This window comes from Niallia sp. FSL W8-0951 (assembly GCF_038006525.1).
Lineage (GTDB): Bacteria > Bacillota > Bacilli > Bacillales > Cytobacillaceae > Niallia > Niallia circulans.
This window is the reverse complement of the sequence record NZ_JBBOVK010000002.1, coordinates 307679-326129: the sequence shown is the minus strand read 5'-3', so window position 1 is coordinate 326129 and position 18451 is coordinate 307679. Positions and strand designations below refer to the sequence as shown.

Genomic DNA, 18451 nt, shown 5'->3' with positions numbered 1-18451 from the left:
TGACAGGGATAGCAGCCTATGTACCCATCTCTTTATTTGGAATTTTTTACATTAGAAGAGGGGAGATGCTTTAGGCTGCCTCCCATTACATACTATGAGAACATATGCTAGAAAGGGCTAATGTCTTTTCTAATTAGTGAACAGGTTTTTATTTACACGATAAAGGGCAATAGACATACATAAAAGAACTGTTAGGACGGTGATTTTGTATGGGAGGCGTAATTCCATTTATAAAGGTTCTTATCAAGAAAATTCAACAAGATAATGTATTTGATCTGGCAGCCCAATTATCCTATTATTTCCTTTTGTCAATTTTCCCATTACTTATTTTTGTGATGACTCTTCTTCCGTATCTTCCTATTACGAAGGAAGACTTATTAGGATTAGTGGAAGGATTTGCTCCTGGCGACATTATGAATACGATTGAATCTAATATTGATCAGGTACTCAGCAGAAATGTTAGTTTATTATCATTTGGTATCATTGCGACAATATGGTCTGCTTCAAACGGTTTAAATGCTATCGTAAAGGCGTTAAATAAAGCGTATGATGTGGAAGAAACAAGATCTTTTATAGTAGCAAGAGGTATGTCTATTTTACTGACACTTGGAATGATTGCTGTAGTAGTAGTTGCTTTGCTATTGCCGGTTTTTGGAGAACAAATAGGGATGTTTTTATTTTCACAATTTAATTTAACGGATGAATTTTTATCCTTATGGAATACTTTAAGATTTCTTGCATCCCCCATCATTCTATTTATTGTGTTTCTTGCTCTTTATTGGATTGCACCGAATAAAAAACTAAAATGTATTTCCGCTATTCCAGGAGCCATTTTCGCTGCAATTGGCTGGGTAGTCGCTTCTTTAGCCTTCTCTTATTATGTAGGGAACTTTAGTAATTATTCGGCAACATATGGAAGTATCGGAACGATTATAGTTCTAATGATTTGGTTCTATATAACAGGTATTATTATTATTATTGGCGGCGAGATTAATGCTTATTTCACGGAAAGAAAGAAAGAACCTTGTTAAGTGTATCCGTTATTTACCTCTATAAAAGAATGTAAAAAGAACAAACTATTAGAGGGGAAACATTTTAATAAGGGGGAATTTAAAATGACAAAACATACAAAAAAAGATGGCGGGACAAAACAAAAAGGGAAAAGCAAGCCTAAGCATAAAACATCTGGTTCTGCCAACGGATCAAACGGCTACCATTAACCAAAAGGCCTTCAAGGATTACACCTTGAAGGCCTTTTGCTTGGCGTAATAAAGGATAGTAATATTAATTGGGAAAATTAGCTAATTTGTGTTTGGTCCATTAATTCCTTTTGGTAACAATGTTAGCAGTGACGAAAACAGTGTGGGGGAATTAATGATGACTCATATACAGCTTAGCCAATTAAATGGTTCTCTTATAAAAAAAATCACTAATTGGGCTAGGAAATAGTGGATAATTGAATATATCTGGCCAATCGAGCAAGAGAATTAGCTGAAAAGTAAAAATATCAGCCAACCGGAAGGAGAAATCAGCCAAAATTAGAAAATATCAGCCAACCGGAAGGAGAAATCAGCCAAAACCAGAAAATATCAGCCAACCGGAAAGAGAAATCAGCCAAACTAGAAAATATCAGCCAACCGGAAGGAGAAATCAGCCAAAATTAGAAAATATCAGCCAACCGGAAGGAGAAATCAGCCAAACTAGAAAATATCAGCCAACATGTATCCACATTCCTCCGCCGAGTTGCTTATCCTTTTAATAACCGCAAGCTATTTAAAATAACCAAGATGGTGCTGCCTTCATGTCCAATAACACCAAAAGGAAGGGCAACGATTTGCAGGAAGTTGGAAATAATTAAGAGCATAATGACCGAAATAGAAAAGATAATATTTTGTTTAATAATGCGATTCATCCGTTTAGATAGTTGAATGGCATCAGCAATTTTAGGTAAATCATTTTTCATTAAAACAACATCCGCTGTTTCCAAAGCAACATCTGTACCTTCGCCCATGGCAATGCCGACATTTGCTGTGGCGAGAGCTGGTGCATCATTAATTCCATCTCCTACCATAGCCACGATTTCATATCGCTCTTTTAACTCTTTAATAGAGGTTACTTTCTTTTCTGGTAAGCATTCAGCAATATAGTCCTCTACATAGCTTTCTTGGGCGATGGCTTTTGCTGTTTTTTCATTATCTCCTGTTACCATAACCGTATAAATACCATTTTCCTTTAAACGGTTAATAGCTTCTTTCGATTCTTCTCTTACAATATCCTTTAATGCAATTAACGCAATCACATCGGCATCTTTTTTTATAAATACAGTTGTTTTTCCTTCTTTTGATAACTGATCATATTTTCCTTGTTGGAAAGCCTTTGCTTCCTTTTCGCCTACAAAAGCAGCTTTTCCGATCCGCCATTCGGCATTATTCAAAAGGGCTGTAACACCCCAGCCTGAATTATCTTGAATGCTTTCTGGCTGTGGGAATGTTTCTTGATATTTCAGCTTAGCGTATTGGACAATTGCTTTTGCAAGTGGGTGATTTGAATGGCTTTCAATGCTAGCTGTTATTTGAATAATTTCTTTCTCTGAAAAATGTTGATCAACCAGGACATCTGTTACAACCGGTTTTCCTTTTGTTAATGTTCCTGTTTTGTCAAAAGCAATTGCTTTTACATGCGCAAGATTTTCTAGGTGAACGCCACCTTTAAAAAGGATGCCAGCTCTTGCTCCATTAGAAATCGCTGATAATGTGGCTGGCATAATGCTTGCAACTAAGGCGCAAGGAGAGGCCACGACTAAAAAAATCATTGCTCGATAAAAAGTTTCATTCCATGACCACCCTAAAAGGAAATGGGGAAGGAACATTAATAGGACAACAATAGTTAATACAATTTTGACATAGGCACCTTCGAACTTTTCGATAAAGGCTTGCGAAGGGGATTTCTCACTTTGTGCTGATTGAATCAATGTAATAATTTTTTGGAAAAGAGTTTCGTCTGCATGTTTGGTCAGGGTGACGGTAATCGACCCGCTTATATTTACGGTACCAGCAAATACTTCATCATTAATTCCCTTAGATAATGGAATAGACTCACCGGTGATAGCTGCTTCATCAATTGCTGTAGTTCCCTTAATAATCTTTCCATCCACAGGTACTCTTTCACCTGGTTTAATTAAAATGATATCGGAGACAGAAAGAGATGATACTGGAACCACTTGCTCTTGGCCATCAGGCAGGATTCGGACAGCTTCTTCTGGCTGCAATTTCATAAGAGCAGATATTTCTTTATTGCTCTTATTCATAGTATAAGTCTCTAATGCTCCACTTACAGCAAAGATAAATATTAATATCGCTCCTTCTGCCCAATATCCAATAATAGCAGAACCAATTGCTGCAAAAATCATGAGCATTTCGACATTTAATTCTTTATTTTCAATCGTTTCGCTAATTCCCTCTTTCGCCTTTGCATAGCCGCCAATCACAAAAGCAAGTAAGTAGGCTAGGATAGACATAGAAGAATAATGAAAGTGGTGTAAAATCCAGCCGCTTACAATGAAAATTCCGCTTATCCCTGCAGCAATTAATTCGAGATGAGGAGATAGCTTGGCAAATAGAGTAGGCTCTGCTTCTAGCTTTGTTTCGATATAGGTTTTTAATTCTGTTTCTGTAGACATTCGTTTTTCCTCCTTTGTTAACCATTCTTATTGAGAGCGAGAATCAAGTTCAATACCCTTAAAAAACACGAAAGCTGCCACCTAGAAAGGTGACAGCATAAATACCCGAATAAAAATAATTTTTTGATATTTAGTTTTATAAGATAATCTTACCACATATTGTATGAACCAGGTATCATTTTGCTTCTGCTAAATATTGATTTTTCATTTCTTTTTTCCCGAAAAGGAAAATAATCAAACCAACAATAAATAAGATAACAGCAATCACTACAAAGTAGCTTATATGCTGGAAATATTGAATAAACAATCCTCCCAAATATGGACCAATGAGACTTCCAACACTAAAGGCCATTCCACAAAGAAGATTTCCAGTCGGCAGAAGATTAGATGGAACTAAATCGGTCATATAGCTAATGCCTAAAGAGAAGGTAGAGCCAACTGCCATTCCTGCGAGGAAGAGACAGATGATAAGGCCGATTAAATAAGCTTCTAATAGGCTTGCGAAAGAAAAGCAGGCAGTACCGATAATTAAAATCGTTATAAGTGTCTGTCTTCTGCCAAATTTATCACTAATCATTCCTAAAGGAAGCTGAAAGACAATGGCTCCGATCGAAAAGGCGGTAAGCAAGAGAGAAATCTGGACGACACTTAATTCAATTCTTAATCCATACACAGGAAAACTAGAGTTTAAGCTTGATTCTAAGAATCCATAGGCAAGCGGTGGAAGAAAAGCAATCCATGCATACTTCATAGCACTAGAAAAGCGTTTCATTGTATCGAGAAATGAATTGGTTTCTACTGTTTGTTCTGGAAAATCATTTTTAATCCAGAGAATAAAGATCCATGCGATAAAGCACATAATAGATGAAAGAATAAATGGCAGCGACTCATTTATTTTTACTAAGGGTGTTAACAATGGTCCCACTGCAAATCCAATCCCAAAGAATACACCGTATAGTGAAATATTGCGTCCGCGTTTCTCCTTTGGTGAAGCGGTAGTAATCCATGTTTGGGTTGCAAAATGGAGAGAGTGATCTCCAATACCAATAAATAAACGAAGAAGGAACCAGAACCAAAAGGATTTCCACACTGGAAAAAGCGCTAGTGCAACAATAACAACCAACCCGCCAAAAACGATAACGGGTTTATACCCATATTTACGCAAGGGATGTTCCATAAAAGGAGAGATTAGCAGAATCCCTATATACAGTCCCACTGCATTTAAGCCATTTAAACTGGAAGAAAGACCATCACTTTCAAAAATAACTGCTATTAATGGAAGCAGCATTCCTTGACTAAATCCAGAAATACTGACAATGCTAATTAATACGGCAAATTTTTTACTGTTCATAATATACTCCTTATTTTTTCCTTACATTGGGTTTATATTTAGTCTCCCTAAATGATGTTAAAGGGGATTGAACAGTATTGCAATAGATTTTTTTTGAGAAGTAAGAATATTATTTTTCTTTTCCTAAAGCAGTAAAATTTCTTGAAAATTGGTTATATTTAGGGAAAGTAGCTGTATAATAAGTTTAGCCTCCAGCCGGATGGGAAAAATAAATGAAGGTGATAGTGAAAGGAAGCGAAAAAATGGTTAATAAAATATTTATGATTGCAGCATTTATTGGGGTTCCATTATCGATAATAGGTTCCTTGTTACATTGGTCAAGCATTCTTATGTTTGTTATTTACTGTCTTACCATCATCGCGTTATCGAGTTTTATGGGGAGAGCAACAGAAAGCTTAGCTATTGTCGCTGGCCCTCGAATTGGTGGATTATTAAATGCTACTTTTGGGAATGCTGTAGAATTAATAATTGCTATATTTGCTTTACGTGAGGGGTTAACAGAAGTAGTATTAGCATCCTTAACTGGATCTGTGCTGGGGAATCTATTGCTTGTAGCTGGGTTGTCCTTTTTTATCGGCGGGTTAAAGTATAAGAGACAGCAATTTAATGTTTTTGATGCTCGTCATAACTCAGGACTACTGATTTTCGCCGTTATCGTTGCGTTTGTTATTCCTGAAGTTTTCACGATGAATATGGGTGAAGGAAAAACATTTTCATTAAGTATTGGGATCGCTATTATTTTAATTGTATTGTATTTAGCAGCACTTTTATTTAAATTAGTAACTCATCGCGGGGTTTATCAAGTGGAAAAGAGTGGAGACCACGGTCATGCTCATGAGGAAACTCCAGAATGGTCTGTGAAAAAAAGTATTGCTATTTTGGCGATTGCAACACTAGCAGTTGCTTATGTGTCAGAAAACCTAGTACATACTTTCGAGGTAGTTGCAGAATCCTTTGGCTGGTCTGAGTTATTTATCGGGATCATTATTGTGGCGATTGTAGGAAATGCTGCAGAACATGCTTCTGCTGTCGTAATGGCATACAAGAACAAAATGGACATAGCGGTTGAAATTGCGATTGGTTCAACGTTGCAAATTGCGATGTTTGTTGCACCGTTATTAGTATTAATTTCCTTGTTTTTCCCAAGTGGATTATCATTAGTCTTTACGCTGCCAGAACTTATTAGTATGGTAACAGCTGTATTGCTAATGGTAAGTATTTCAAATGATGGAGAGACAAACTGGTTTGAGGGAGCAACCTTACTGGCAGCTTATGCGATTATGGGAATTGGGTTTTATTTGCTTTAAGACTATATAATTTAGAAAAACAAGGCCTAGCCGTTTTCTTTACAACGGCTAGGCCTCTTTTTCTTATTCACCTCTTTATTTTTCGATAATAAATTTTAAGTATTCGTTGATTTAAATATGTTGTTTAGGGAATCTATCATGTCGCTTCCATCGGATCACCAACCTCTTTTCCTTTTGTAATGTGGATTACATTCTGATTGATGAATATTCAAAGGTTTATATTTTCCTCCTTTACTAAAATCCAAGCGATCTAAATAGCTGCCCTCCTTTTATTTGATGATCTTATTATACAATAATATTTAATAAATGTAAATATTCTGATTATTTATTTTTAAGGATAAAGGACAAGTTTTAAGTTTCGTATGCATATGAATGAAAGTAAGAGGATGGGTGGAGAAAGGGGTTTAATGTATGTCGTCATTGTTTTATCGATGGCTTTTGTACGTTGGCGGGCTTTTTATATTAGCGTTTGGGGCAACGTTGACTATTAAGGCTAATTTAGGAGCTGGTCCTTGGGATGCTCTTAATGTAGGCCTGTCTCATTTGGTAGGATTAACAATCGGAAGCTGGATTGTTATTGTAGGTATCCTCCTTATATTTGTTAATGCTTTTCTTTTACGAAAAAGACCAAATTTATTATCTCTTGCAACCGTGTTTATTCTTGGCTTTTTTGTTGATTTTTGGATGGCGCATCTTGTTAATCGTCTTCATTATTTTATGTTTATGAGTCAATTACTTTTACTTATTGCTGGGTTAATTATTGTTGGTCTAGGGATTGCTCTCTACTTACAGTCAGAATTTCCTTTAAATCCCATTGATGATTTTATGGTTACCATTCAGGAGAGATATGGAGTCAATCTTATGATGGCTAAGCTAATTGGAGAAATACTTGCTTTATTGTTCGCTTTTTTAGTAAAAGGACCTATTGGGCTTGGTACCTTAATCATTGCTTTTGGACTTGGTCCAGCTATTCAATTTTTCCATCCATACTGTTCTAAGCTGACGGGAAAATTTGTAATTAAATAGAAGGAAAGAAAAAAATTATTTTATAATGGATAATCTTGATGAACTCCGAAAAAAATAATCATAGTGATGGATGATTATTTGAAGGGAGTTCAAATTGCTATGTACAAGAAAATAATAATTGTGCTTTTATCTTTTTTCTTAATGCTTCCAATGTTCACATATGCGGAAAAAGCAAAAGAGAAAGAAAAAGAAGAAAGTCCACCGAAATCCAAAATTATTACCATACCTAATGCAGTTATGAATATAACGAAGGAAAATACGTATCCAAACCCAACACAGGATGTGCCTAAGCTACAACCTAGTGAGTTAACACAGCAGCTTATTAATTCTTCTAAAGTGAAAATCGATAATCCAGATTTGATTCGTATGTTGAATGAGTCTACGGTTAATAGTACGCCATTTGCTCTTGGCTATAAAGCAATTGTCTATTTAGGACAATGGCCGCTTAACTATGAGTCAACAGAAACGGCGCCAAATTGGGAGTATCAGAAAATAAATACCAATTTCTATGATAATCGTGGTGGGAAATCATCCTACCAGATCCATTATGTGCAAGAATCACAGAAAAAAATTAGGGGCGGCTTAACTGCAAAAATTCCCAATGCAGAACAAGTGAAGAAAATGATGCTTGTAAAAGCAGCTCAAAATTCAGGATTATCTCTTGCTTTTGAAACAGTGGTTGGAACAGGAACGAAAAAGGACCAAGTATACAATATCCCAGCTAAAAGACTTGGATATTTATACGGTTATGCACCTGCAGTTAATGAAAAAGGAAAAGTGACATATGGTGAAGTATACATGATGCTTAAAGGTAGCAAAAAATCCATTATAGTTAAAAATGTAACTTCTCAAGGAATTGGTGCATGGATTCCCGTCCAAGATCATATTTCCTTTGAATTTAGCGCAAGCGAAAAACCGAAATAAATGGATGGATAAAAGGCTGACTATGGATGTCAGTCTTTTTTTTTGTTAGGAGAAGGTGTTGGGGAGCGAACAGGAATAGAGAGTGGATCGGAGAAAGTGGCTTTTTTATGGAGGATGAAAAGTTAAATAAGGAGGGAATAATTGGAAAAAATGGTGTTCATAAGCCAAAAAGAAAAACAGCATTTCTCCTTACCGTAAACATATACCAATAGTACAAAATCATCTTGCAAAAACGCCCACAACGCACAATAAAAAGTGTCCATCAACTATCAATGGACACTACTTTTTATTATCGACTAATTACTGCTTTTCTTGTTGTAAAATCCACATCTTGATAGTAACTGTTTTTTACAAGGACATTTGGTCCAAGGCATTTAACAGCAGGACAATGACAATTTAGCGAACGAGCTAAATCAGTGGATAGCCATTTTTGGAAGATATCTTCTAAATGATCTGTTTGAATATTGCCAAGTGCTGGAGTGTCACCGAAATCAGTAACAATTACATCTCCAGTAAAAATATTAACGTTTAAACGAGAACGACCATCAGGATCGTTTCGAACTGTAACATTTTTGCTAGAATAAAGGCGATTTAATAACTGTAGATCTTCTTCTTTCGTATTACACGGATAAAATGGAAGGGTACCAAATAGCATCCACACATTTTCATCGCGAATATCGAGAAGGTGATTGATGCTGTCACGAATTTCATCTAGTGATAATGTTTCTAAAGCAGAAGCGAAATCTGAAGGGTACATAGGGTGAATCTCGTGTCTTTGACATTTCATCTCTTCAACAATTTGCCGGTGGATATGCTCTAAATATGGGAGTGTACGCTTATTTAGCATGGTTTCGGCAGAGACAACTACCCCAGCTTCTACTAAAGCTCTACTATTTGTAATAATGTTGTTAAATAGCTTCCCTCTTTGTTCGTAAGTTGGTTTTCTTGTCATCATCGCAAAACCTCGTTCTGCAAATTCCTCTTCTGTTCCCCAGTTATGAGAAATATGCAGCACATCTAAATAAGGAATTACGGGTTCGTAACGGTCCAGACCTAGTGTTAAATTTGAATTTAACTGTGTTTTTACTCCGCGGCTATGTGCATATTTAAAAAGAGGGACCACATAATTTTCTACAGATTTTCGGCTCATCATTGGCTCTCCGCCAGTAATACTTAGTGAGCGTAGATGCGGAATTTCATCCAGTTTTTTTAGTAATAAATCAATCGGTAAAGCATTCGGGTCTTTTGGTTGAAGAGTATAACCAACAGCACAATGCTCGCAGCGCATATTACATAAGGTTGTTGTAGTAAATTCAATGTTAGATAAGGTTAATTTTCCATGCTGCTCCATATCCATATAAGCTTCCCAAGGATCAATGCTTGGAGAAATTATGTTTTTTTCAGTAATCATTATAAGCTCCTTTATAAAATAAATAGTTAAACTATATCTATGTGTAAAAAAGGTATAGAATGCTTTTTTCCATTGTTAGGGATAAAAGGCCCCTTGTCATTATTAAAGGAAAAATCCTATCTGTCAAACGTTTTTGTTTAAATATTACGTAGGCGGGAAAAGAATCTTTAACGAGAAGAAGGGAGATGAATGATATGTCTAATGCAGCAAATCAAGGAAATAAAATTGTAACAGGCTTAGTAATTGGAAGTGTCATTGGTGTCACAGTTTCTCTAATTGATCCAGCTACAAGAAAAAGAACGATGCAGAAATTCGAGAATTTAAAAGATGGAAGCACTCGCATTGTTCAGAGTTATAAAGATAACCCAGATGAATTTAAAAAGGATTGGAAGGAAAGATTCCATCGTTCTTCTGATGCCATGAAAGCTATTACGAATGATACTCAGAGATTGTACAAGCAAATTCAATCCACTGTGCGTGAGCGTTCCAAGGACTTAAAAGAAATTACGGAGGATTTCAGACAACTCTACTTTCAAACAAAGAGACAATATAACCAAATTACGAATAAGATAGCTACTACGAAAGATCAAATTATTGAATCGTCAGAAATGAAAGAAGGAACCCAGCTTCCTGCTGTTAGAGAAGAGATGGAAGTAAAGGAAAAGGGGACAGCCCTACAATAATGTAGAGAAAAGGAGCATCTTAAGTCTTAGAAGATGCTCTTTTTATGTAGCGGTTGTCTTTTTTTAATAAACTTGCTGGGTAGAAAGTAATTTTCTCTAAATCCATCTTCACATGTAAAACTTCTATATTTAAGATCATAACTCATAACTTTCTATTCAATTAATAATTGTTTGAGCTTGTCTAAATTGCTTTGAGGAATATTACAAGCCACCAGAAGATAAGTTTCTATGTTTCCGTACTCTTCGATGATTTTTCTATATACGTCTTCTAAATAATCACGCTGAACTTCTAACATGGGTTTTAATCGTTCTGGCGATACTTGAAACAAACTCATCCATCTAATAAAAGTTTCGACTTTCTTCATACGAGCAGCTATTAACTGATTTGATACTAGATATTCGTTTATAACCGCTTCATATGGGACACCCACAAGTAATTGAATAATTGCTGAGACAAAGCCAGTTCGGTCTTTTCCTCCTGTGCAATGAATCAGGGCAGGAATATTTTGCTGGTTTGAAAGAAAGATAAGAATTTCGCGAATTTCCTTATGACAGCCAAATGCCATATGTTCATACATTTCTTTCATGATCTTTTCAAAATCAATGGTATTTGACTTGCTAACTAAAAATTTAAAGAATTCAAGACGGGTAAATTCTCGGCTTTTATCATGGATGGATACATTTAATAATTGAATTCTTTTTCCAGTCGGGATACGACTTACTTTTGATTTTTGCTCATTAGGTGTTCTTAAATCACAAATGGCTTTTATATTCAATTTATCGAAGGTTTCCAAATCTTTGTTGGATAACTTAGATAACTCTTCTGAACGAAATAATACACCAGCTTTCATTTTGCGCCCGTCACTGGTTGTCATGCCGCCAATATCACGAAAATTATATAATTTTTCAAATTCAAATGCTTTTTCTAAGGTCTTCATTTTCATCTCTCCATCTTTATATTCAATATTGAAAGGAGAGGAAATAGATCTAACAATGAATTTCCCCTCCATCGTTATCTCTTTATGTGAACAAAAAAGGTCTTATAGTCATATAAGTTCAAAAATATACTATTACTTATTTACTTTTATTTACAAAGAGATTAAGATAAGTATAAACATTATATGACTAAATGTCTATAAAAAGTCATAAAAATATTAAAAGGAGATTTATCATGCCTAAATTTACAAAACAGGAAAAAGAGCATATCCATCATGCCCTTATGGAAAAAGGAAGAGAAATTTTTATACAGTATGGACTGGCTAAAACAACTATTGATGATATTGTACAGGCATGCGGGATTGCTAAGGGCTCATTCTATAAATTCTTTCAATCTAAAGAGGAGCTTTATTTTGAAATTCTAAAAAATGAAGAAGAAGTACGTGAGACAGTTCTTGCTGAGTTATTTCGTGAAGATCTTTCTCCGAAGGACTTGCTTACTTCATTTTTTCATACATCCTTCACATTTGTGGAGGAAAATCCCTTTCTTCAACGTGTGTTTCAGAGTGATGAACATGAAAGACTTACAAGAAAACTTCCGGAACAGATGGAAGAATTCTCGCGGATACATACTCAAAGAGGAATCAATGCTATCAAAGTTCTTATGGATCGTGGAGTCTTACCTAAAGAGAATCCAGAATTAACGGTAGGAGTTATCCAAGCGATTATGATGATAAGATTGCATAAAGATGAAATAGGAACAGAGCTTTTTCCTCAAGTGATGGATAGAATTATCGATTATATAGCTACAGGGTTAGGGAAGGAAAGTGTCAATAAATAAACAGAAAGGAGCATCTTGACTAGATGTTTCTTTCTTTTTCCTCTATGAATGTGTAAAAAAATAATACCTGTGCCAAGCTAAAAAGAGGAAGGTTGCCGAAAGAAGAAAAATTCGTTACGATTAAGAAGTAGTTTTGAAAGGAGAGAATACATTGGGTAGTTCAATTACAGATAAAAATGAGCAAGTTACTTTTCTAAAGACAAGATTAAACATGTTTATGGATGTGCTAGATGCCATTGATCCAGAAGAAGCTGAACTAGAGGATATTGATCGCTTAATTGAAATGATAGATGAAATTGAATCAAAATGTAATGAGTTTAAACATAGAGATTTATAAACCACTTCTTAAACTTTTTCGAGGGGATAAAGCTTCCCATCAATAAAAAATAGATTGTTTAAAAACACTCAGCAGATGGGTGTTTTTTTATAGGCTGATTTTACTGATAATTAAAAATTTTAATGTTTACAAATCCGATTGGAATTACTATAATAAAGAACGTTACGATTAATTTTACATTGTATGGAAGGTGAAAAAATGAAAAAAAGCAAAAGGTGGTATGACAATCCATATGTACCATGGATCCTTCCTATTTTCCTTATTGTACTGTGGCAAATTTTAGGACAGTTTCAGATCATTACTTCTTCTATTTTGCCAACACCAGTAGAGGTCATAAAAGCAGGAATTAGCTTATGGGGGACAGGTGATTTACAAGAACATGTGTGGATAAGCACACAGCGGGCATTTATCGGTTTCGTCATTGGGGGAATATTAGGATTTATTTTAGGTTTATTTAATGGAACCATTTTATTTTTTGAAAGAGTCATTGATACATCTATTCAAATGATACGAACAATTCCACACTTAGCCTTAATTCCCCTTGTTATACTTTGGTTTGGGATTGGAGAGAGTGCCAAGATTTTCTTAGTGGGAATAGGGGTTATGTTCCCAATCTATATCAACACATTTAATGGAATTAAGAATGTTGATCGGAAATTAGTAGAAATGGGATCTGTTTATGGTTTAAATAAATGGATGCTTTTTAGAAATATTATCTTACCAGGTGCCTTGCCATCTATTTTAGTCGGAGTGCGATATGCTCTTGGAGTCATGTGGACTTCCTTAATTGTTGCGGAAACGATTGGTGCAGATGCTGGAATCGGTTTTTTGGCAACAAATGGTCGAGAATTTATGCAAATGGATATTGTTGTATTAACAATTGTTTTGTATGCCATCTTAGGTAAATTATCCGATTTTCTCGCAAAACTGCTCGAACAAAGATTTTTAAAATGGAATCCCGCTTATCGACGAGATTAAGATGGAATGAGGTGATGATATGTTCAAAATAGAATTAAAAGAGGTAGCCAAAAGTTTCGGTACAAATGAAGTACTAAGCAACATTAATCTATCACTTGAACAGGAAAGCTTTACGGCAATTGTTGGGCGTAGTGGATGTGGTAAAAGTACATTGCTTCGCGTTATTGCAAAGTTAGAACAGCCTTCAAAAGGGAGTTTACTTTTTTCTGGTGAAGGGGAGCGAGAACCTAAGATTCGCATTATGTTTCAAGATGATCGCCTGCTTCCTTGGAAAAATATTATACAAAATATTGAACTAGGTGCAGATAAAGAAAATGACGCGATAAACTCACTGGAACGGGTGGGATTAATGGAAAAGAAAAAGGATTGGCCAGATCAATTATCAGGTGGTCAAAAGCAGAGAATTGCCCTTGCCCGTGCTTTAGCGAGTAATCCTGATATTCTTCTATTTGATGAACCACTTGGAGCACTTGATGCTCTCACACGATTGGAAATGCAAAATTTAATAGAGGAAATATGGCAGCAGAGAAGATTTACTTCTCTTCTAGTAACCCATGATGTAACAGAAGCAGTCAGGTTAGCAGATCGGGTTATTGTTATCGATAAAGGGATCATTCAATTAGATGAAATTATTGAGTTGCCAAGACCTCGTGAACGCAATGATAAATTTACTTATTATGAAACAAAAATACTTAATCAGATTTTAGGGGGATAAAGATGAAGAAATTTTCACTATTTATTGTTGCAGCATTCACAGCTATTGTTTTAGCTGCATGTGGAGATAAGGCTTCAACGGATTCTAATTCATCGGTGGATAAGGATAAAGAAGTCATTACTATTGGCTATCAAAAAGGGAATACCTTAAATATTCTAAAGGAGCATGGGAATTTAGATAAAGCCTTAAGTGATGCTGGCTACCAAGTAGAGTGGAAGGTGTTTCCAACAGGAACTGTGTTATTAGAGGCTTTAAATACAGATAATATTGATTTCGGACATGCCTCTGATGGGAATGCCGTATTTATGCAAGCTGGTGGGCATCCGTTACATTATGTAGCCTCAGAATCTCCTTATCCAGAAGGTGTAGCTCTTATAGTCAAAGAGGACTCATCTATCCAAACAGTCGAAGATTTAAAAGGAAAAACCATTGGGGTTACCCAAGGTGGGAATCAGCACTATTTATTGCTAGTTGCATTGGAAAAAGCAGGCATTGCATTAGATGATGTAACAATAAAATTCTATAAAGACGCTGCGGAAGGATTAGCTGCATTTACTAAAGGTGAGTTTGATGTATATGGTACTTGGGATCCTTATTTAGCAATTGTCGAAAATAAGGTTAATACTCGAACAGTAATCAATGGCAAAGACCTGACAGAAAATCGGACATTCTATTTTGCAACAGAAAAATTATTAAAGGAAAAACCTGAAGTTACAAAAATAATTTTAGAAGAATTACAAAAGGCAGATCAATGGGCAAATGAAAATAAAGACGAAGTCGCTAAAATCTTAGCTTCTGAGCTTGGATTAGAGGAGGCACCATTACAAAAGGCAAATGAAAGAAGAACCTTTGGTGTTGAAAAAATAAATGAAGATATTATTAACAGTCAACAAAAGCTTGCAGATACTTTTTATGCAGCTGAGCTACTAAAAAAGGACATTAGTATTAAAGACGCGGTAACAATGGATGATTCTATTATTCCCACTAACATAAAATAAGGAGGAAAGATCATGTCCACAATTAAAAATGCATTTTTAAGTTACGGAAGCAAAGATGCTCCAGTAAAAGTAGAGGTGTTTTTAAATTTAGCATGCCCCTACTGTGCTACTTTCTTTGCTGCAGCTGATCAAAGTTTAAAACCATATATAGAGAATGGGAAAGTACAATATGTGATTAAGCATTATGATAAACCACGTGAAATGCTATTATATGGCACATTGGCAAACTTATTTTTTGATTATAATGAGCCAGAGCGCATCTATGAAATCATGAAGGATTTATTTGCGAAGCAAAGCCAATGGAGTGAGAAGGATAGTGATTTTATTAAGCAGATGTTAACAGAAACATATGGCTTACAAGAAGAGCCGGCAACAATTGATATTAGTTTGAAAATTACAGCAGAGGCCATCGAGCGCCAAGTGAAGATGGTACCAACTGTCTTTATTAATGATAAAGAATTTCAATTCCCAGTCGAAATCGATGCACAGCAATTAATAGATGAAGTAGAAAATGCATTATCTTAATACAAGGCGTCTTTAAAGTGGCTGAGGTTTAGAAATGATGATTGTTAAGAAGAGATATCCTCCAGATGAAGGATATCTCTTCTTTTCTATAAAGAAAACCAAAATTTATAGTAATTTTCTGTAAACGATTGCAAATCACTTCTCTATCGCCGAAGAGAAGAGTATAATTTTTTATAGGGAGTATTTGTATGTAACAAAAAATGTGCAAGGTATGCCTTGCGCTTTTCAAATGAGGGGGAGAAGCATGTATTTTGAAAATCTGAAGAAGAGTATTTACGATTTAATTGTAGAAACATCGACCAATCTTCCAAAAGATGTGCGCCGTGCAATTGCAAAAGCTACTGCATCAGAAAATGCTGGGACTCGTTCGGCGATGAGTTTAGCGACCATTACGCAAAATATTGGGATGGCAGATAAGGAAGTCTCACCTATTTGCCAAGATACAGGGCTGCCAACATTTAAAATTAAAACACCTATTGCTGTCAATCAGCTGGATATAAAAGCAGCTATTTATGAAGCGATGGAGCTTGCAACGAAAAATGGGAAGCTCAGACCAAACTCCGTTGATTCACTTACAGGGGAAAATAGCGGGAATAATTTAGGGGCAGGGACACCTGTCATAAAGTTTGAACAGTGGGAAAAGGATTATATCGATATTCGTTTAATTTTAAAAGGCGGAGGCTGCGAAAATAAAAATATCCAATACAGCCTTCCATGTGAATTAGAAGGTCTTGGCCGTGCTGGTCGTGATTTAGACGGAATTCGTAAATGTATTCTTCATTCTGTATATCAAGCACAAGGGCAAGGCTGTAGTGCTGGTTTCATTGGAGTCGGTATCGGTGGAGACCGTTCTGCAGGATATGATTTAGCGAAAGAGCAGCTATTCCGCTCTGTCGATGATACAAATGATATTCCAGAATTAGCGGCGCTAGAAGCGTACATCATGGAGAATGCGAATAAACTAGGAATTGGTACAATGGGATTCGGCGGGGAAACAACACTGTTAGGCTGTAAAATTGGCGTAATGAACCGTATTCCCGCAAGCTTCTTTGTATCCGTTGCTTACAATTGCTGGGCATTCCGCCGTTTGGCTATCTCCGTAAATCCTAATACAGGGGAAATTAAGGAGTGGCAATATCAAGAAGGAGATAAAATCGATTTCAAAGCAGATACGGAAGAAAATGAAGTAGCGGCAGCAGAGGAAGTCATTATCCTTCAAGCACCAATTAGTGAAGAGGAAATCCGTCAATTAAAAGTCGGAGATGTTGTCCAAATTAATGGAATGATGTACACAGGGCGAGATGCAATCCATAAATATTTAAGTACAAATGATGCTCCTATTGATTTAAATGGACAAATTATTTATCATTGTGGACCAGTTATGCTCAAAGATGAAGATGGAAATTGGCATGTGAAGGCTGCTGGACCAACAACAAGTATTCGAGAAGAGCCTTACCAAGGGGATATCATGAAAAAATTTGGTATCCGCGCAGTGATTGGAAAAGGTGGTATGGGTGCTAAAACATTAAAAGCATTGGAAGAGCATGGCGGTGTCTACTTAAATGCCATTGGCGGAGCGGCCCAATATTACGCTGATTGCATTAAATCGGTAGAAGGTGTAGACCTTATGCAGTTTGGAATTCCTGAAGCGATGTGGCATTTAAAGGTAGAGGGATTTAAAGCCGTGGTGACAATGGATGCTCATGGTAATTCTCTTCATCAAGATATTGAAATGTCTTCTTTAGAAAAATTAGCGCAATTTAAAGATCGTGTATACAAATAAATGTGGTGAGAACGGCTAAAAGCTTAGCCGTTTTTTTCTTTGCTTGTTATTACCAAGAATGAATTCCTCCAGTGTACAGAAAATAACAAAAGGAATGAACGGCAAAGGAGGAATTACATTGAAATTAGCAATCAAAACGTTTATTTGCTTTTCTGCTTTTTGTTTATTTGCCCTTCCTGTAGGAGCGAGTGTATCCAATAAACCGCTAAGCTGGGGATTTAAAAAGGGAGCAAATGAACAACCGGCAGAAGCAGGGCAAGAGTTAGATACTTTACTGGAAAAGTATGGTGCTTATTATAAAGATACCAGTGAAGATAAGGTACTTTATCTAACCTTTGATAATGGCTATGAAAATGGATATACAGGAAAAATTCTTGATGTTCTCAAAAAAGAAAAGGTACCTGCAACGTTTTTCATTACTGGTCATTATTTAAAAAGTGCTCCAGATCTTGTTAAAAGAATGGCTGCGGAAGGTCATATTATTGGAAACCATTCCTACCATCATCCAGATTTTACACAAGTTAGTGATGAAAAATTAAAGCAGGAGCTTGATTCCGTTCTGAAAGAAACAGAAGCACTAACAGGGAAAAAGGGAATGAGTTACTTACGTCCCCCGCGTGGTGTTTTTAGTGAGAGAACATTAAAGCTTGCTCAAGAGTTAGGATATACACAAGTGTTCTGGTCATTAGCCTTTGTAGATTGGAAGACAGACCAGCAAAAGGGTTGGAAGTATAGCTATGACAATATAATGAAACAAGTTCATCCGGGCTGTATTTTATTACTTCATACTGTTTCAAAAGATAACGCAGAAGCATTAGAACAAGCAATTAAAGATTTGAAACAAAGAGGCTATACCTTTAAAAGCTTAGACGATTTAACATTGAAGAAAGAAATGGATGAAGGAATCATGCAATAAGAATTGTAGTATGCCCAATGAGAGAATTCCTTCTCTTTATT

General features: G+C 35.9%; 17 protein-coding genes. 13 read left to right on the top strand and 4 right to left on the bottom strand.

What is annotated here, in order from left to right; translation table 11 throughout:
- Nucleotides 1-209 precede the first annotated feature (209 nt).
- Nucleotides 210-1031 (top strand): YihY/virulence factor BrkB family protein, encoded by an 822-nt coding sequence (locus tag NSS71_RS21500; RefSeq protein WP_047941720.1) that lies wholly within the window; start codon nt 210-212, stop codon nt 1029-1031.
- Between the two features lie 716 nt (nt 1032-1747).
- Here the strand turns inward: NSS71_RS21500 and NSS71_RS21495 are convergent.
- Nucleotides 1748-3679, bottom strand: a complete 1932-nt coding sequence (locus NSS71_RS21495) for a heavy metal translocating P-type ATPase (protein ID WP_095322564.1) — start codon at nt 3677-3679, stop codon at nt 1748-1750.
- Nucleotides 3680-3854: 175 nt separating this feature from the next.
- Entirely contained in the window at nt 3855-5030 is a 1176-nt protein-coding gene (locus NSS71_RS21490) for an MFS transporter (RefSeq protein WP_144580237.1), read from the bottom strand.
- 242 nt (nt 5031-5272) lie between these two features.
- Here NSS71_RS21490 and cax point away from each other — a divergent pair, with 242 nt between their 5' ends.
- The 3 genes from cax (at nt 5273) to NSS71_RS21475 (ending at nt 8287) form a co-directional block, all read left to right on the top strand.
- Nucleotides 5273-6337: a calcium/proton exchanger gene (cax, locus tag NSS71_RS21485; RefSeq protein WP_061799881.1), complete on the top strand. Its 1065-nt coding sequence runs from the start codon at nt 5273-5275 to the stop codon at nt 6335-6337.
- Between the two features lie 411 nt (nt 6338-6748).
- Entirely contained in the window at nt 6749-7363 is a 615-nt protein-coding gene (locus NSS71_RS21480) for a YczE/YyaS/YitT family protein (RefSeq protein WP_047941716.1), read from the top strand.
- A 99-nt stretch (nt 7364-7462) separates the two neighbouring features.
- Nucleotides 7463-8287 (top strand): YfkD famly protein, encoded by an 825-nt coding sequence (locus NSS71_RS21475; protein WP_047941715.1) that lies wholly within the window; start codon nt 7463-7465, stop codon nt 8285-8287.
- Between the two features lie 289 nt (nt 8288-8576).
- On the opposite strand, the gene yfkAB is transcribed toward NSS71_RS21475, so the two are convergent.
- A complete protein-coding gene (gene yfkAB / locus NSS71_RS21470; protein ID WP_047941714.1) occupies nt 8577-9698 on the bottom strand; it encodes a radical SAM/CxCxxxxC motif protein YfkAB in 1122 nt (373 codons plus the stop codon).
- 194 nt (nt 9699-9892) lie between these two features.
- Between yfkAB and NSS71_RS21465 the strand changes: the two genes are divergently transcribed.
- A complete protein-coding gene (locus NSS71_RS21465; protein ID WP_047941713.1) occupies nt 9893-10381 on the top strand; it encodes a YtxH domain-containing protein in 489 nt (162 codons plus the stop codon).
- Nucleotides 10382-10533: 152 nt separating this feature from the next.
- Here the strand turns inward: NSS71_RS21465 and NSS71_RS21460 are convergent, their stop codons facing one another.
- Complete coding sequence (locus tag NSS71_RS21460; RefSeq protein ID WP_047941823.1) at nt 10534-11319, bottom strand: tyrosine-protein phosphatase; 786 nt, start codon at nt 11317-11319, stop codon at nt 10534-10536.
- Between the two features lie 233 nt (nt 11320-11552).
- Between NSS71_RS21460 and NSS71_RS21455 the strand changes: the two genes are divergently transcribed.
- From NSS71_RS21455 to pdaA, 8 genes are all read left to right on the top strand, one after another.
- The gene (locus tag NSS71_RS21455; protein WP_061799877.1) at nt 11553-12158 is read left to right on the top strand and encodes a TetR/AcrR family transcriptional regulator; all 606 of its coding nucleotides are present in this window, start codon (nt 11553-11555) and stop codon (nt 12156-12158) included.
- 151 nt (nt 12159-12309) lie between these two features.
- Nucleotides 12310-12495: an SE1561 family protein gene (locus tag NSS71_RS21450; protein ID WP_047941711.1), complete on the top strand. Its 186-nt coding sequence runs from the start codon at nt 12310-12312 to the stop codon at nt 12493-12495.
- A gap of 198 nt (nt 12496-12693) precedes the next feature.
- Nucleotides 12694-13473 (top strand): ABC transporter permease subunit, encoded by a 780-nt coding sequence (locus tag NSS71_RS21445; protein ID WP_047941710.1) that lies wholly within the window; start codon nt 12694-12696, stop codon nt 13471-13473.
- 19 nt (nt 13474-13492) lie between these two features.
- A complete protein-coding gene (locus NSS71_RS21440; protein ID WP_047941709.1) occupies nt 13493-14188 on the top strand; it encodes an ABC transporter ATP-binding protein in 696 nt (231 codons plus the stop codon).
- A gap of 2 nt (nt 14189-14190) precedes the next feature.
- On the top strand, nt 14191-15186 hold the full coding sequence (locus tag NSS71_RS21435) for an aliphatic sulfonate ABC transporter substrate-binding protein (protein WP_144580241.1): 996 nt from the start codon (nt 14191-14193) through the stop codon (nt 15184-15186).
- A 12-nt stretch (nt 15187-15198) separates the two neighbouring features.
- Nucleotides 15199-15711, top strand: a complete 513-nt coding sequence (locus NSS71_RS21430) for a thioredoxin domain-containing protein (protein WP_047941707.1) — start codon at nt 15199-15201, stop codon at nt 15709-15711.
- Between the two features lie 244 nt (nt 15712-15955).
- Nucleotides 15956-17494 carry a fumarate hydratase gene (locus NSS71_RS21425; protein WP_341152027.1) on the top strand — a complete coding sequence of 513 codons (1539 nt, stop codon included), beginning with the start codon at nt 15956-15958 and terminating at the stop codon, nt 17492-17494.
- A 94-nt stretch (nt 17495-17588) separates the two neighbouring features.
- Entirely contained in the window at nt 17589-18410 is an 822-nt protein-coding gene (gene pdaA / locus NSS71_RS21420) for a delta-lactam-biosynthetic de-N-acetylase (protein ID WP_047941822.1), read from the top strand.
- Nucleotides 18411-18451: the final 41 nt, after the last annotated feature.